Source organism: Bradyrhizobium sp. WSM4872 (assembly GCF_055811715.1).
Genome location: NZ_JBVVPT010000001.1, coordinates 40,356 through 56,647 on the forward strand (window position 1 = coordinate 40,356; position 16,292 = coordinate 56,647).

Consider the following 16,292-nt stretch of genomic DNA (forward strand, 5'->3'; position numbering starts at 1 on the left):
GCGAAGGTCATGCGCAGCATCAAGCAACCCGGCGTGCCGGTCGCCGAACGCATCCAATGGGTGGAGGCGAAGGGGCGTCCCTTCTCCTTCACGCTTCAAGCAGGTCTGCCGCTGCTGGAGGCGGCGCGCCGCGGTTTTGCCGCGGAGGGATTTGCCGGCGGCGTGCTCAACTTCGGGCGGGGCGCGCTCGGGCCGTTCGGCTATGTCATGCCGGCGCTGTCGAAGACCAGCGAGAACGCCGCGTTCTATAGCGACACGTTCCGGCCGGGTGGCGTGACGCGCACCAGGCTCGGCAGCATGACGCTGGGCACACGAGATGGCGCGCCGTTCTTTCATTGCCATGGGCTGTGGACGGAGGCCGATGGCCGCGCCAGTGGCGGCCACATGCTGCCGGACCAGACTGACGTCGCTGAGCCGTTCGAGGTCGAGGCCTTCGGTATCGATGGTGCGATGTTCAGCGCCGAGCCCGATCCCGAGACCAATTTCAAGCTGTTCGGGCCGGTGGCGGCTGCGAGCACCGGCGCACGCACGACCAGCCGCGCTTTCGCGCTGCGGCTCCGCCCCAATCAGGATTTTGCCTTCTGCCTCGAAGACTTCTGCCGCGCGCAGGGCATCGCGCGCGCCAGGATCCATGGCGGTGTTGGTTCGACCATCGGCGCCCGATTTACCCATGGCGGCGTGACCGAGCCCTTCGCGACCGAGCTTGCGGTAACAGCCGGCACGATTGCGGCCGGCTCCTTCGGCACGCTCGAAGCCGCACTCGACGTCGCCCTGATCGACTACACCGGCGGCATGGCGGAGGGCCGTCTGATCCGTGGCGACAATCCCGTGCTGATGACCATGGAGCTGGTGCTCGAGGTGTTGGACTAGTCCCGACGAGCGATCATCAGTGGGTGCGTAGCTTGGCAATGGCCAGGTATGTGGAGTCACTGATTCCCGAACCGGAGCCCTGAAAGAGGTTGAGCAGGGGGGATTGACTCTGACCGGTGCTCTGGCCGTTTCTGATGTCATACATGGCGGAGAAACGGTTCAGCAGCTTCGTAACCTTCGCGGGATCGGACAGGTCCTTGATCTTCATGAATCTGTCCACGAACTTGGCCTGCTGGTCGATCGGCATCGCCGCCATCGAGTCAGGCAGATCGAAGGTGGTCCTGAACACCTCCGAAAGAGCCTTGTCGGCAAGGATGTCGTACGCGGACGTGATGTCCCCCGCCTTTCGCTGGAAATAGAGCGCCAGGCGCACGCCGGGATTGGCATCCCCTTGCTGCTGCTCCAGGCTTTGCTCGACATAGTTCGCTTGTGTTTCCCGAAACTGATCCCGCTTCTGCGGACCCATCATCGGAAGACGGGCGACATTGCCTTTACTGTCGAAATTGAACGACGCCACGATTTCCGCAAAGCGAGGATCGTTCTCGGTGTTCGCGAAGCTCTTTGGGTCGTTCAGATCGGAGGCGAAGATCTTCTTGAGAAATTCGGTGCTGACCTTCCTGGGATCCAGACCCTTGGCCAGGAGAATGAAATCGACCATCGGCCTGTTTGCGAGAAGATCGGAAACACTGTCGATGCCGGCGATGGCCTGCTGATATTCCGACGCATCCTTCGTGGCCTGGGCCCGAACTGCGGCCTGCTGTTGGGGCGTTGCCGTGCTTGCGCTCTTCACCGCTCCAATGACGTAGTCCTTCGCGATCTGGAGGACTTCAGCCGAGTCCTGAGCCACCAAGGGGGTCGTCAGATTGCCTTTTGCGTCGAAGTTGAAGGCGCGTGCCAGCTCCAGATATCGGTCGTCCTTGAGGGTATAGACGTAGCTCTTGGGGTCGTTGAGGTCGCTTTCGAGCACAGCCTTGACAGTCGACGGCGAGACGTTTGCGGGATCGAGGCCAGCGGCTCCCAGCGCAAAATTATACACGCCTGGTGTCGATACGAACGTCTGGACTGAATCGATCTTGAGGATGGCAGTTCTGAATTGCCTGATTGCAAAGGCTTCGTTCAACGGGCTTGCCGCCGAATAGACGTCGGACTTGCTGTCGTCGAACTTCTGTTTCGTGATCGCGACATTTGCAGCAGTCTGCGCCGACACACCTGACGGAAGCGACCCGTCGGAGGAAAATTCGAACGCGCCGGCCAGGTCGACGAACCGGCCGATCGTCCCTATCTGGTCGCTGAGGCTGGAAATGCTGCTCGCATATGACTCCAAATGATGCTTTTCGACCAGGATCTGGACGTTCAACTGGGTCACGTTCGCGCCCGGTAGCGATAACTGGGTGGTGTAGTCGGCTATCCTTGAATTGGCCGCGGTGACATCCGATCGGGCTTGAGCAAGATCGGCGTTGAGGCCACTCAATTGAGAGGCGAAGGTGGTGTTGACGTAGCTGTTGGGATCGGATGGATCGCTGCGCAAGACCTGGCTTATCGTGTCGCGCGACCACTTGCTTTGATCGATCCCGTACGCCGAATAGACGTAGTTGCGAAGACGGTCGTTGTTCAGGAGCTGGTCTGCACTGCTGATGTTGCCGATTTCGGCGCTGTAATAATTCGAGTCGCCGGCAAGTGCATCGACCTGGCTCTTCCTGGTCGCCGTGTACAGACCGATCATCTCGTCGGTCTGGTTCTCCGATTGCGCAACCGGCGTTGCACTGCCATTGAAGGAAAACGCGGCGGCGAACTCACGGTAACGCTTGTCGACCAGCTTGTTGACAAAGCTGTTTGCGTCGGAGAGGTCGCTCTCCAGCACCTTTTTCATGAAGGCCTTGGCGTAGGCCATGTCTTCCAGGCCATACGCCTTCGTTGCATAATGATAAAGGCGATAGTCTTTCATGAAGTCATCGACGGACTTTACCTTGCCGATGTGGGCCTTGTAATAGGCGGCCTCTCGCGCCACGTCCTGTTGCTGTTCGACCCGCGTCAGGGACTGCTTGAGATTGCGCGTGATGTAGCTGTAACTGAAATACGTTGATACCATCGCGCACTCCTCGCGGCTGTTGCGGTCCCGGACGTCCGTCAATCATTGCGGGGTCGCGAGGTGGGGGCTGGCTTCATGCCAGGAAACTATCTCAGCTGCGTCTTCCCATGACGATTCTGGTCACATTCTCAGGTTACAATTTGCGTCCAAGTGACGGATACCGGGTTTTGTTGCCGTTTGTTTCTAGCTGTTTCCCAGATGCAGCTTTCGCGAGGCTTTCGTACTTGGCATGTTGCTGTCGCCAGCGCGCCAGATAGAGTTCCACGCTCGTGTCCCGGACAAGCTGCAACGCGTAAGCGTTGCGGCGTAGAGCCGGGATCCAGAAACCGTGCATTTGCCGCTGCGTGGGCCCCGGCTCTGCGGCGCCCCGCCGAAGGGGCGCTGCGCCGCGTCCGGGGCACGCGCGCAAAATCCATCTTCGCATTTCAATCCACAGAGTCCGCGCAGTTTCGCATTCTCGCGGCCTGTGCGGCCCGAGCTTTGCGGAATTCTTTGCCCTCAAAAATGCCGAGGGCGCAGGGAAGACCGGGTGCCGGCTGGCACCCACGGTCCACTGTGCGAAGGTTGCGCTACAAGAGGCTGCACAGCGGCATACAGGTGAAGCCCAACACACGGCCTTCCCTGCGCAGTGGTTTTACGGCTTATATCGTGCTCTCCCCGGGGAGCGATGCACTATTGCCCCCGTCGCCTTGCGGATGACTGATGCTGCGGACCCGGTCGGGCCGCCACATCACCGCAACACTTGGCGCACAGACCCCGGGCGCCAGGACCACACGATTTTGCCGTACGCGGGCTGCACCGGTCGTGTGCGCGACGCCTTCGCTCACGGTTGCCCGCCCTGCAAAGCCCTTCGCGCCGACGCCGCCTGCGTCCACCACGTCCCATCCCGCGTTCGTGACGATCGCGATCCGCCCCTCGGCCGGGTTGGGATGGCTCTCTATATGATAATCCGAAATACGGATAAAGAGAAATATTTTTACGCACCATGATTGACCCTCTGCTTGGGTGTTTTGCCCCGCCGGGCGGCAAGGGGTTGTGGGGCGCGCGGACGGCCGCCGCAACGCGGCCACGAACGGGTCTCCCCCCGGCCGCAAAATGCGCTACCATGATCCCAGCGCGCATCAAGTCGCGCATGATCAATGAGACGCATGAGGAAACGAGATGAGGGTGACGATTGGACGGCGCACGGTCCTGGCCGCGGTGCTGACGGCCGCGGGCGCGGCGGCTCTGACGGCGGCGTTTGGCCCGGTTTTGACGTCGGCCTGGGCCCACGGGCCGACCCGGCAGAAGGTGCGCGAATCCATCGAGATCAACGCCGCTCCGGCCAAGGTGTGGGCCGCAATGGGCAATTTCCAGGACATGAGCTGGCTGCCGCCGGTTACCAAGACCGAGGGCGAGAAGGGCAACGAGATCGGCGCCACGCGGAAGCTGACGCTGACGGGAGGCGCGACCGTCGACGAGGAGCTCTACAAGTTCGACGCCGCCGCCATGAGCTATTCCTACCGGATCACCAATGTGGACGTGAAGGTGCTGCCGGTGACCAATTATTCCTCGACCTTGACGGTGACGCCGAACGGCGACGGCAAGGGTGCGACGCTGGAATGGGCAGGCGCGTTCTACCGCGGCTTTCCCAACAACGATCCGCCGCCGGAGCTGAGCGACGAGGCGGCCAAGACTGCGGTGAGCGGGCTCTACAAGGCCGGCCTCGAGTCGTTGAAGAAGAAGATCGAGAGCGGAAGCTGACGGTGCGGGCGCTGGTCCTGGCGGCGCTCGCCGTCAGCCTTTGCCTGGACGGCATCGCGCACGCCTCCGCTGAGGAGGCGTTCGTCACCAACCAGCTCAGCGACGATCTGATGGTCGTGGACCTCGCCACCGCGCGCAGCGTTGCGACGATCCCGATCGGCGGCAAGCCGGCCGGCGTCGCCGTCAGCGCCGACGGGCGCTTTGCCTATGTGACGAGCCCGGATGCCAAGGCCGTGACGGTGGTGGACGCGGCAACGCGGCAGGTTGCGGGACGGATCGAGGTCGGCGGTGGGCCGCTCGGCATTGCCGTCGCGCCGGATGGCCGCACCGTCTATGTCGCGGACTGGTACGCAGCCGCCGTGCGGGTGATCGACGCGGCGAGCCGCAGCGTCACGGCCAGCATTGCGGTCGGCGCCTCGCCGTCGGGCCTCGCGGTGACGCCGGACGGCAAGCTGCTGCTCTCGGCCGACCGCGACGACGACAGCGTCTCGGTGGTGGACACGGCGACACGCCAGCGCAGGGCGATGATCACGGTCGGCACCCGTCCGTTCGGCGTCACAATCGATGCCGAGGGCAAGCGCGCCTACACCGCCAATGTCGGCTCCGACGATGTCTCGGTGATCGACATCGCAGAGGCGCGCGAGATCGGGCGCGTGCGGGTCGGGATGCGGCCTTATGCGGTGGCGCTGGCTCAGGACCGCGGCTTCGTCACCGACCAGTATAGCGGCACTGTCAGCGTGTTCGATCTGGCGACCTTGAAGCCGATCAAGCGCATCAATGTCGGCGATTATCCCGAAGGCATCGCCGCGACCGCCGACGGCAAGCGGATCATCGTCGCCTGCTGGGAAAGCAATACGCTCGACATCATCGATGCCGCCGAGCTGAAGCTGATCGGCGAGGTCAAGACCGGCGACGGGCCGCGCGCGTTCGGGGCGTTCTTGCGCAGGACGGAGTAGGGGATTGTAGCCTGCATGGAGCGAAGCGGAATGCGGGGACACTTTCCCGGATTGCGCGTTGCTCCATCCGGGCTACGACGCCGGGCGCAATGCGCGCGCAATCTCGTCCATCCGTTCAAACATGTGATCTGGCGCCAGCGCCCGCAGCGCCGCCGGCGCCGCATAGCCCCAGCCCACCGCGCCGCAGGCAATCCCCACGGCCCGCGCCGCTTCGATGTCACGCACCTCGTCGCCGATCGCAACGACCTTGCCCGGCGCCACGCCGGCGCGCCGCATGACCCGTCGAAATTTTGACGGCTTGCCGAACAGCGACGCCGCGCAATCGAAATGGGCGAACAGTGCCGCACAATCGCCGAGCTTCTCGCGCGCATTGGCCTCGCTGTCCGACGTCACCAGCGCGAGCTGCACGCCATTCTCAGTCAGTGTCCGCAGCATGGCTTCGACGCCCGCAAACAGCGAAATCTCCGCCGCCGCCTCCGCCTTCAGCCGCCGCGCATGCCGCGCGATCGCCGGCAGCTTCCACAAGGGCACCTCGAGCCGGTTGAGGATCTCGCGCGATGACGCATGCCGCAGCCCCTCGACATCCTCATCCGCGACGCGGCGGAAGCCGAAGCGGTCGGCGACATCGTTGATGGTGCGCAGAAACCACGGAAAGCTGTCGGCCAGCGTGCCGTCGAGGTCGAAGATGGCGAGGGAGTAGGGCATTGGGGAGCAAGTGCGGGCGGACCCGGCCGATGAGATTCGGGATCAGACGGATTTAATCACACTCGACAGGGCAGTCGCGGACCGCAAGCGTTTACAGGCCCATTCCGCAAAGGCCGTGCGCGCGGCAGAGTCGGTGAAGACGCTTGCTGGGATGAAAAAACCTTGCTTTGTATTGTACCATATTACGACCATGACCTGGGTATCCCCAACTTCCGCAATCGTATCCCAAGACATCCGGCTTTCAACGTTGGGAGTTCTCACGAGGATGGAGAGGTCATCAAAAGTAACACGCCAGGTCATCTGCGCCATGCCGTCTAGCTCATGCAGTTTGTCGAATATCCGGCGTGTGGACCACGTCGTTAAGAAAGCCATGTAGATCTGCCCCAATAGAAAGCAGATTAACAACGCAAATATAGTTGGCGACGTTAGCCAACCTTGATCCACGCCGATCCAGCTAACCGCAATAATTACCCCGGAGACGATGAGCGTGATAATCCAAAAGCCACGCCGATCGACGTGCGCCTTCAGCCTTTGGGTCAGAAGAGTTCTGAAGAATCGATCTTCGTCTATCGAACTGTTGAATTCAAAATGAAAATTGGATTGATCAGTTGCGTTGCTCAAATCTGACTCCCCTGGACGAGGTCAGCAATCTATACCCCGACAGTGAACTTAACCAGAGGTTGTCTCTCATCAGTCAGAGTTCTGCGGCCTGCGAAGAGCGACAAAGACTGCGAGGCGCGCTACTCCGCCGCCTCGCTCGCCGTCCGTCTCCGCTTCGGCTTCCGCGCCTTCGCCAGCACCGGCGCCAGGAACTTGCCCGTATAGCTCCGCGGCGCTTTCGCAATGTCCTCGGGCGGGCCCCAGGCGACGATTTCGCCGCCGCCGTCGCCGCCTTCGGGGCCGAGGTCGATGACCCAGTCGGCGGTCTTGATGACTTCGAGATTGTGCTCGATGACGACGACCGTGTTGCCCTGCGCGACCAGCTCGTGCAGCACCTCAAGCAGCTTCTTGACGTCGTGAAAATGCAGGCCGGTGGTCGGCTCGTCCAGGATGTAGAGCGTGCGGCCGGTAGCGCGCTTGGACAGCTCCTTTGCCAGCTTGACGCGCTGGGCTTCGCCGCCCGACAGGGTCGTGGCCTGCTGGCCGACATGGATGTAGTCGAGGCCGACGCGATGCAGCGTCTGGAACGTCTCGCGCACGCGCGGGACCGCCTTGAAGAACTCGGCGGCTTCCTCGACGGTCATGTCGAGCACATCGGCGATGCTCTTGCCCTTGAACAGCACCTCGAGCGTCTCGCGGTTGTAGCGCTTGCCCTTGCAGACGTCGCAGGTGACGTAGACGTCGGGCAGAAAGTGCATTTCGATCTTGATGACGCCGTCGCCCTGGCAGGCCTCGCAGCGGCCGCCCTTGACGTTGAAGGAGAAGCGGCCGGGCTCGTAGCCGCGCGCTTTCGACTCGGGCAGGCCGGCGAACCATTCGCGGATCGGCGTGAAGGCGCCGGTATAGGTCGCGGGGTTGGAACGTGGCGTGCGGCCGATCGGCGACTGGTCGATGTCGATGATCTTGTCGATGTGCTCGAGGCCCTCGATGCGGTCGTGCGGCGCCGCGCCTTCGCTGGCATTATTCAGCTTGCGGGCGATCGCCTTGTACAGCGTGTCGATCAGCAGCGTCGACTTGCCGCCTCCGGAGACGCCGGTGACGCAGGTGAACAGCCCGAGCGGGATTTCGGCCGTGACGTTCTTGAGATTGTTGCCGCGCGCGTTGACCACCTTGATGGTGCGGCGATGGTTCGGCGGACGCCGCTCCGGCACCTCGACCTCGAGCTCGCCCGTGAGATATTTGCCGGTGAGCGAGTTGGGGTTGCGCATGATCTCGGCGGGCGTGCCTTCGGCGATGATGTTGCCGCCATGCATGCCGGCACCGGGCCCGATGTCGAGCACGTGATCGGCGAGCAGGATCGCGTCCTCGTCGTGCTCGACCACGATCACGGTGTTGCCGAGGTCACGAAGTCTCTTGAGGGTGTCGAGCAGGCGCGCGTTGTCGCGCTGGTGCAAGCCGATCGAGGGCTCGTCGAGCACATAGAGCACGCCTGTTAGCCCCGAGCCGATCTGCGAGGCCAGGCGGATGCGCTGGCTCTCGCCGCCGGAGAGCGTGCCGGAGGAGCGGGAGAGCGTGAGATAGTTGAGGCCGACGTCGAGCAGGAAGGTGAGGCGCTCGCGGATCTCCTTCAGGATGCGGCCGGCGATCTCGTTCTGCTGGGTGTTCAGCGCCTCCGGCACGGTCTCGAACCACGCGCCTGCGCCCTTCACCGACATCTCGGAGATGTCGCCGATATGCTTGCCGCCGATCTTGACGCAGAGCGCCTCGGGCTTGAGCCGAAAGCCGTGGCACCCCTCGCAGGGCACGTCGTGGAAATACTTCGCCAGCTCCTCGCGCGCCCACTCGCTCTCGGTCTCGCGATAGCGGCGGTTGATGTTGGTGATGACGCCCTCGAACGGCTTCTTGGTGTCGTAGGAGCGGACGCCGTCCTCGTAGGAGAACTTGATCTCGTCCTCGCCGGAACCATGGAGGATCGCGTTCTGCGTCTTCTTGGGCAGATCCTTCCATTTGGTGGTCAGCGTGAACTTGTAGTGCTTGCCGAGCGCAGTCAGCGTCTGAATGTAATAGGGCGACGAGGACTTGGCCCAGGGCGCGATCGCGCCCTTGCCGATGGCGAGCTCCTTGTCGGGAATGACGAGGTCTTCGTCGACGTGCTGCTCGACGCCGAGGCCGCCGCAGGCGGGGCAGGCACCATAGGGATTGTTGAACGAGAACAGGCGGGGCTCGATCTCGGGGATGGTGAAGCCGGACACCGGGCAGGCGAACTTTTCCGAGAACAGCATGCGCTCGGGTCCGCTCTTGTCGTGGATCTTTGCGGTCTTCTTTTTCTCTTCCGCGGGTGCTGTCGCAGCCGGCGCATCGGCGAATTCGATGACGGCGAGGCCCTCGGCAAGCTTCAGCGCGGTCTCGAAGCTTTCGGCGAGGCGCTGGCCGATGTCGGCGCGCACCACGATGCGGTCGACGACGACGTCGATGTCATGCGGGAATTTCTTGTCGAGCACAGGGGCTTCCGCGAGCTCGTGGAAGGCGCCGTCGATCTTGACGCGCTGAAAGCCCTTCTTGAGCCATTCGGCGAGCTCTTTGCGGTACTCGCCCTTGCGGCCGCGCACGACGGGCGCGAGCAGATAGAGGCGCGAGCCCTCGGGCAGCGCCAGCACGCGATCGACCATCTGCGAGACGGTCTGGCTCTCGATCGGCAGGCCAGTGGCTGGCGAATAGGGCACGCCGACGCGTGCCCACAGCAGGCGCATGTAGTCGTAGATTTCGGTGACGGTGCCGACGGTGGAGCGCGGGTTCTTCGACGTCGTCTTCTGCTCGATCGAGATCGCCGGCGACAGGCCGTCGATCTGGTCGACGTCGGGCTTCTGCATCATCTCCAGGAACTGGCGAGCATAGGCGGAGAGCGATTCGACGTAGCGGCGCTGGCCCTCGGCGTAGATGGTGTCGAAGGCGAGCGAGGACTTGCCGGAGCCCGACAGCCCCGTGAACACCACCAGCTTGTCGCGGGGAATCTCGACGTCGACGTTCTTGAGGTTGTGCTCGCGCGCGCCACGGATCGTAATTGCGCGCAGGTTTGATCCCACGTTCTGTTGTTGGCGCTTCGCCTTGATCACTTCATCCATCCTGGTGGTCCTCAGGGAATCCAAAAGCGCGCGATCGCGCCAACTCAATAGGCGCGCTTCGCCCGGAACCGGGATCGGCGCCGATGGGTATGTGAGCGAACGTAGGAAGAACGGGGACGGATTTCCAGTGGCGTTTGCGAATCGTCAACGGATTGTTGGCGCGCTGGCGGCAACTGGCAGGAGCAGGGCGGGTGGAACTGCGCAGTAACGTGCCCGGCAAACAAAAAGGCCGGCGCGAGGCCGGCCTTTCGTAACACGATGGCGTCGATAGCGAAGATCAGTACTTCGCGACGATCGGGCCCCCGAAGTGATAGTTCACGCCGACCTGCACGGTGTGGAAGTTGAGCGTGCCGGACGGCAGCGCAGCGCCGAGGCTCGAGAAGTAGTTCTCGCTGCCGAGGCTGCGATAGAGGTACTCGCCCTTGACCGACCACTGCGGAGCGAAGAACGCTTCGACGCCCGCACCGACGGTCCAGCCGGAGTGCCACTTGCTGTCCGAAGCGGTCACGCCGAGCGCGCTGATGCTCAGCTTGTTGTCGATCCAGGCGTAACCACCGGTGCCGTAGAACAGCACCTGGTTGACGGCGTAGCCGATACGGCCGCGCACGGTGCCCATCGCATCGGTCTTCGAGCTGAAGGTGGTGCTCACGACGCCAAATCCGGGGACGGCAACTGGGCCAGTCACAGACGCGTTCACGTCAGCCCAGGCGCCATCGGCCTCGATGCCGAACACGACGTTGCCGGTCTGCCAATTGTAGCCGGCGGTGCCGCCGACGAAGCCGCCCTGCATCCGCGGGCTGTTCGAATCTTCCCAGGCGCCGCCACCGACGACACCGAGGTAGAAGCCGGTCCAGTTGTAGACCGAAGCCATGGCCACCGGGGCCTTGGTGTAGGGGCGCGCCGCGAGATCAGCGGCCGAAGCCGGGGCAGCGAGAGCGAACAAACAGGCCGAAGCCAGCAAAACCTTTTTCATTTTCAACTAATCCCAGTCCCAGTTTCTGATTGTGCCTTCCACGATAGGGAAGGGCATCGGACTCACTTGCCCAACTGAGGCCGTACTTACACCATTGAAGCTGCAAGTTGTGTCACTGGATAGCCACAGCGGCCTGAAAATGGCGCAGTTACTGACCTATGGTCCTCCATGGGACCAGCAACAAAAAAAGGCCGGCACGAGGCCGGCCTTGATTGATGAATGTCAGTTCGATCAGTACTTTGCGATGACCGGACCGCCCCAGCGATAGTTCAAGCGGACGAGTCCCATGTCGACGTCCTGGCCGATCCGGTCACTGCCGAAGACCGCACCCGCGGGCGTTGTGAAGCCGATCGTGCGATTGCCGAGGAAGATGTGGTCGTACTCGAGGCCCAGCGACCAGTTTGGTGCGAAGCCGAACTCCAGACCGGCCCCGACCGTGCCACCCCAGCGAGTTTCACGGGCGGAAGCCAACAGGGTGCCCGCGCCGGGCGTGCCCGCAGCAGCGTAGACGTCGTACTTGTCGCCGACGACGGCGGCGCCGCCCTTCACGTAGAACAGCACGTTATTCCAGGCGTAACCGACTTGCCCGGTGATGAGGCCGAAAGCGTCGATGCGAGAACGGTTGCGATCACCCGTCACCAGAGCGGTGCCAGGGAAGAGGGTGCTCACGTTGTCGCCCCGGAAGTCGGCCCAGTTGCCTTGGCCTTCAAGGCCGAACACCCAATTGGTGGATTGCCACCGATAGCCGATCTGGCCACCGACGGTGCCCCCCGTCGCATTGTGACAGCCTTCGCTGGCCAGAGCACCTGGGACCCCGGTCACCGCGCCGGTCGCATCCAGGAAACTCCAGCAATTGCGGCTCGAGCCCCCGCCGCCGTTGATGCCGATGTAGAAGCCGCTCCAATCGTAGATGGTGGCAATCGCCGGCGCGGGGGCCTTGGTATAGGGACGCGCAGCCAGATCCGCCGCGCTTGCGGGAGCCGACAGGCCCATCGCCACTGCACCTATTGCACCAATAAGAAGCTTATTCATTGCCAGTCTCCCCAGGTTCGTCCGCTTCTTATGTCCCCGAAGCGGCTGATCAGGCGCGAGGGCCCATATGAACTAAGTCCGAGGCAACGGTAACTCTGCGGAGCGGCAGAGTCCGTCTCCGAAATGCAACAAGAACGGGGCAGTGCGAGTACCCATAACCTGCTGAATGTTAAGTTCTTTCTCCCGTTTCAGGGAACCTACAAAGGTTCCAATCTACCCGTGCCTTCCCGCAGCACATCGGCCGATCGATCTCACACCTTCAGTGCTGTCGTTCGCCAAGAACAAATCTGGAACGAGCCGGAGGTCGATGCTATATGTGGGGATAACCGGAGGGGTGACGGACTGATCGGCGTCCGCAAGCGTTCGGCGAGCGTATAGGGTCGCCTCAACAGGCACGGCGGAACGCGGGGAGCGGACCGGCCTTCTTGAATTCAATGGCATTCGGAGCGGAGAGCGGAGATGGCGGGAAGCGTCAACAAGGTCATTCTGGTTGGAAATCTCGGCAAGGATCCTGAAATCCGCCGCACCCAGGACGGGCGTCCGATCGCCAATCTGAGCGTCGCCACCTCGGAGACGTGGCGCGACAAGGCAACCGGCGAGCGCAAGGAAAAGACCGAGTGGCACCGCGTCGTGATCTTCAATGAAGGGCTCTGCAAGGTCGCCGAACAGTATCTGAAGAAGGGCGCCAAGATTTACGTCGAGGGTGCGCTCCAGACCCGCAAATGGACCGACCAGAGCGGTGTCGAAAAGTACTCGACCGAAGTCGTGCTGCAGGGCTTCAACTCGACCCTGACGATGCTGGACGGTCGTAGCGGCGGTGGCGGAGGCGGCAGCTTCGGCGACGAGCCGGGCGGCGATTTCGGCTCCTCCGGTCCGGTCAGCAGCGCGCCGCGGCGCCCCGTTGCCGCTGGCGGCGGTGGCCGCAACAGCGACATGGACGACGATATCCCGTTCTGAGCGACCGCGTTCTGAGAACGCGGCGTCTCGATGCGGAGGCACCGGCCGGATGAGCGGCGCTTCTCATCTTGTGTCAGAAAATCCCACTAATCGGCAGGGCGGGCTCGGGATTTCCGGGCCCGCTTCATGTTTGGGGTGAGCTCGGATTGCGGCTTGGCAAACGCGCTGACGGGGCAAGCCCGTCGCGCGGTTTTCCGCGCGCAACGGGCGATTTTGCAAGGCCGATGCGGGGGCCGTCCGAGACATCGCTCGCAAGGGCTTAAGTTGTTGGAAAAATAGGCGGAAAAAGCGCTTCCCAGAACCCCGCGAGGGTGGTTATCAGAGGCTCGATGCGCTATATGATTCCCAGATAAAACCTCACCGGATTTCCCCTTGGCTGACGACGACGACAAGCCCGGCGACCAGCCGGCGCAACCCTCGGATATTCGCCCCGTCTCCATCTTCGAGGAGATGAAGAAGTCCTATCTCGACTACGCCATGAGTGTGATCGTGGCGCGGGCGCTGCCTGACGCCCGCGACGGTCTGAAGCCGGTGCATCGCCGCATCCTGTACTCGATGAACGAGCAGGGGCACACGCCGGACAAGAAGTACGTCAAGTCCGCCCGCGTGGTCGGTGACGTCATCGGTAAATATCATCCGCATGGCGACCAGTCGATCTACGACGCCATGGTCCGGATGGCGCAGGACTTCTCCATGCGCGTGCCGCTGATCGATGGCCAGGGCAATTTCGGCTCGGTCGACGGCGATCCCCCGGCGGCCTATCGTTACACCGAAGCTCGATTGACGAAGGCGGCGCTGGCTCTGCTGGCCGACATCGACAAGGACACGGTCGATTTCCAGCCGAACTACGACAACAACGAGACCGAACCGTCGGTCTTGCCGGCCAAGTTCCCGAACCTCCTCGTCAACGGCGCCGGCGGCATCGCCGTCGGCATGGCGACCAACATCCCGCCGCACAATCTCGGCGAGGTCATCGACGCCTGCGTCGCGCTGATCGACAACCCCGCGCTCACCATCGACGAGCTCATCAACATCGTGCCGGGGCCGGATTTCCCGACCGGCGGCGTCATTCTCGGACGGCAGGGCATCCGCGCCGCCTATCACCTCGGACGCGGCTCGGTCATGATGCGCGGCAAGGTCGCGATCGAGACCATCCGCAAGGAGCGCGAGGCGATCATCATCACCGAGATTCCCTACCAGGTGAACAAGGCGACGATGGTCGAGCGCATCGCCGAGCTGGTCAAGGAAAAGAAGATCGAGGGGATCGGCGACCTGCGCGATGAATCCGACCGCGACGGCTACCGCGTCGTCATCGAATTGAAGCGCGACGCGGTGCCGGATGTGGTGCTCAATCAGCTCTACAGGTTCACGCCGCTGCAGACGAGCTTCGGCGTCAACATGGTGGCGCTCGACAGCGGCCGTCCGCGGATCATGCATCTGAAGGACCTGCTGGCGATCTTCGTCGACTTCCGCGAGCGCGTCGTCACGCGGCGCACCAAGTTCCTGCTCGCCAAGGCCCGCGATCGCGCCCATATCCTGGTCGGTCTGGCGATCGCGGTCGCCAATATCGACGAGATGATCCGCGTCATCCGGACCTCGCCCGACCCGACCACCGCGCGCGACACCCTGATGTCGCGCGATTGGCCCGCCCGGGACGTCGAGGACATGCTGACGCTGATCGACGATCCGCGCCACCGCATCAGCGAGAACGGCACGATCCGGCTGTCGATGGAGCAGGCGAGGGCCATTCTCGATTTGCGCCTGCAACGCCTCACCGCACTCGGCCGCGACGAAATCCGCGAGGAGCTCGACAAGCTCGCCGGCGAGATCGCCGACTATCTCGACATCCTGCGCTCGCGCGACCGCGTGCTTGAAATCATCAAGTCCGAGCTCGCCGAAGTGAAGGCCGAGTTCGCGACCCCGCGCCGCACCGTCATCATCGAGCAGGAAGGCGAGGTCGAGGACGAGGACCTGATCCAGCGCGAGGACATGGTCGTCACCGTCTCCCACGCCGGTTACGTCAAGCGCGTGCCGCTGTCGGCCTACCGGGCGCAGCGCCGCGGCGGCAAGGGCCGCGCCGGCATGCAGACCCGCGACGAGGATTTCGTCAGCCGGCTGTTCGTGGCGTCCACGCATACGCCGATGCTGTTCTTCTCGTCGCGCGGCCAGGTCTACAAGATCAAGGTCTGGCGCCTGCCGATGGCCGCGCCGAATGCGCGCGGCAAGGCGCTGATCAACATCCTGCCCCTGGAGCAGGGCGAGCGCATCACCACCATCATGCCGCTCCCGGAGGACGAGTCCACTTGGGGCAATCTCGACGTGATGTTCGCCACGACCGGCGGCAACGTCCGGCGCAACAAGCTGTCCGACTTCGTCGACGTCCGCCGCTCCGGCATCATCGCGATGAAGCTCGACGACAACGAAGCGATCGTCGACGTGCAGATCTGCACCGAGCATGACGACGTGCTTTTGACCGGCGCCGGCGGCCAGTGCATCCGCTTCCCCGTCACCGACGTGCGCGTGTTCACCGGGCGCACCTCGATGGGCGTGCGCGGCATTGCGCTTGCCGAGGGCGACAAGGTGATCTCGCTGGCGATCCTGCGCCACGTCGAGACGACGTCCGACGAGCGCTCGGCGTACCTGAAGATGCGTCGTGCGGTCGCCGGCGAAGCTGCGGCCGAGGAGCCGGCGGCGGACGCCGAGGCCGAGGAGACCTCCGGCAGCTTCCAGCTCGCCCAGGAGCGCTACATCGAGATGTCGGCGCAGGAGCAGGTCGTGCTGACCGTCTCCGTCAACGGCTACGGCAAGCGGACCTCGTCCTACGAGTACCGCACCACCGGCCGGGGCGGCAAAGGCATCGTGGCCATGAGCGTCAACAACCGCAACGGCAACCTCGTAGCGTCGTTCCCTGTGGAGGACGCTGATCAAATCATGCTGGTCACCGACAAGGGCCAGCTGATCCGCTGCCCGGTCGAAGGCATCCGCGTCGCCGGCCGCTCGACCCAGGGCGTGATCGTGTTCGACACCGCCGAGGACGAACACGTCGTCTCGGTCGAGCATATTACGGAAGAGGCCGAGAGTGGGAATGGGGCAAATGGGGAGTCGAACGGGGAGTGATGCGTCACCCCTCGTAGCCGGCGGGGGGGGGCGGCCGCCACACGGAGACGCCCGCCGGCGCGCGCCCCCCCGGGGGGCGGGGCGCGCGACCCGGGGGGGGAGCCGCGCCGACCAGGCCGCGGGGCGCG

11 protein-coding genes are annotated in these 16,292 nt (G+C 63.5%); 5 read left to right on the forward strand and 6 right to left on the reverse strand.

Annotated features, from left to right (window positions below):
* Positions 1-9: 9 nt before the first annotated feature.
* Positions 10-870, forward strand: a complete 861-nt coding sequence (locus AC0L3C_RS00205; protein WP_473406847.1) for a PCC domain-containing protein — start codon at positions 10-12, stop codon at positions 868-870.
* 16 nt (positions 871-886) lie between these two features.
* Here the strand turns inward: AC0L3C_RS00205 and AC0L3C_RS00210 are convergent, their stop codons facing one another.
* Positions 887-2,959: a DUF1217 domain-containing protein gene (locus AC0L3C_RS00210; RefSeq protein WP_473406848.1), complete on the reverse strand. Its 2,073-nt coding sequence runs from the start codon at positions 2,957-2,959 to the stop codon at positions 887-889.
* A gap of 1,161 nt (positions 2,960-4,120) precedes the next feature.
* Between AC0L3C_RS00210 and AC0L3C_RS00215 the strand changes: the two genes are divergently transcribed.
* On the forward strand, positions 4,121-4,702 hold the full coding sequence (locus AC0L3C_RS00215) for an SRPBCC family protein (protein ID WP_473265844.1): 582 nt from the start codon (positions 4,121-4,123) through the stop codon (positions 4,700-4,702).
* A 2-nt stretch (positions 4,703-4,704) separates the two neighbouring features.
* The gene (locus AC0L3C_RS00220; protein ID WP_473406849.1) at positions 4,705-5,658 is read left to right on the forward strand and encodes a YVTN family beta-propeller repeat protein; all 954 of its coding nucleotides are present in this window, start codon (positions 4,705-4,707) and stop codon (positions 5,656-5,658) included.
* 72 nt (positions 5,659-5,730) lie between these two features.
* Here AC0L3C_RS00220 and AC0L3C_RS00225 read toward each other — a convergent pair whose 3' ends face one another.
* The 5 genes from AC0L3C_RS00225 to AC0L3C_RS00245 form a co-directional block, all read right to left on the reverse strand.
* Positions 5,731-6,363 (reverse strand): HAD-IA family hydrolase, encoded by a 633-nt coding sequence (locus AC0L3C_RS00225; protein WP_473406850.1) that lies wholly within the window; start codon positions 6,361-6,363, stop codon positions 5,731-5,733.
* Between the two features lie 42 nt (positions 6,364-6,405).
* On the reverse strand, positions 6,406-6,984 hold the full coding sequence (locus tag AC0L3C_RS00230; RefSeq protein WP_473406851.1) for a YcxB family protein: 579 nt from the start codon (positions 6,982-6,984) through the stop codon (positions 6,406-6,408).
* A gap of 119 nt (positions 6,985-7,103) precedes the next feature.
* Positions 7,104-10,085: an excinuclease ABC subunit UvrA gene (gene uvrA, locus AC0L3C_RS00235; RefSeq protein WP_473406852.1), complete on the reverse strand. Its 2,982-nt coding sequence runs from the start codon at positions 10,083-10,085 to the stop codon at positions 7,104-7,106.
* 277 nt (positions 10,086-10,362) lie between these two features.
* The gene (locus AC0L3C_RS00240) at positions 10,363-11,058 is read right to left on the reverse strand and encodes an outer membrane protein (RefSeq protein WP_473283464.1); all 696 of its coding nucleotides are present in this window, start codon (positions 11,056-11,058) and stop codon (positions 10,363-10,365) included.
* Between the two features lie 231 nt (positions 11,059-11,289).
* Complete coding sequence (locus tag AC0L3C_RS00245) at positions 11,290-12,090, reverse strand: outer membrane protein (protein ID WP_473265851.1); 801 nt, start codon at positions 12,088-12,090, stop codon at positions 11,290-11,292.
* A 459-nt stretch (positions 12,091-12,549) separates the two neighbouring features.
* On the opposite strand from AC0L3C_RS00245, the gene AC0L3C_RS00250 reads away from it, so the two are divergent.
* Together AC0L3C_RS00250 and gyrA are read left to right on the forward strand one after the other, a co-directional pair.
* Entirely contained in the window at positions 12,550-13,047 is a 498-nt protein-coding gene (locus AC0L3C_RS00250; RefSeq protein WP_007590726.1) for a single-stranded DNA-binding protein, read from the forward strand.
* A 372-nt stretch (positions 13,048-13,419) separates the two neighbouring features.
* On the forward strand, positions 13,420-16,164 hold the full coding sequence (gene gyrA, locus AC0L3C_RS00255; protein WP_473265852.1) for a DNA gyrase subunit A: 2,745 nt from the start codon (positions 13,420-13,422) through the stop codon (positions 16,162-16,164).
* Positions 16,165-16,292 lie beyond the last annotated feature (128 nt).

Coding starts and splice junctions, on each gene's coding strand:
- AC0L3C_RS00245 (WP_473265851.1), bottom strand. CDS start 12,090: ATGAATAAGCTTCTTATTGGTGCAATAGGTGCAGTGGCGATGGGCCTG.
- AC0L3C_RS00225 (WP_473406850.1), bottom strand. CDS start 6,363: ATGCCCTACTCCCTCGCCATCTTCGACCTCGACGGCACGCTGGCCGAC.
- AC0L3C_RS00210 (WP_473406848.1), bottom strand. CDS start 2,959: ATGGTATCAACGTATTTCAGTTACAGCTACATCACGCGCAATCTCAAG.
- AC0L3C_RS00205 (WP_473406847.1), top strand. CDS start 10: ATGCGCAGCATCAAGCAACCCGGCGTGCCGGTCGCCGAACGCATCCAA.
- AC0L3C_RS00250 (WP_007590726.1), top strand. CDS start 12,550: ATGGCGGGAAGCGTCAACAAGGTCATTCTGGTTGGAAATCTCGGCAAG.
- uvrA (WP_473406852.1), bottom strand. CDS start 10,085: ATGGATGAAGTGATCAAGGCGAAGCGCCAACAACAGAACGTGGGATCA.
- AC0L3C_RS00215 (WP_473265844.1), top strand. CDS start 4,121: ATGAGGGTGACGATTGGACGGCGCACGGTCCTGGCCGCGGTGCTGACG.
- AC0L3C_RS00240 (WP_473283464.1), bottom strand. CDS start 11,058: ATGAAAAAGGTTTTGCTGGCTTCGGCCTGTTTGTTCGCTCTCGCTGCC.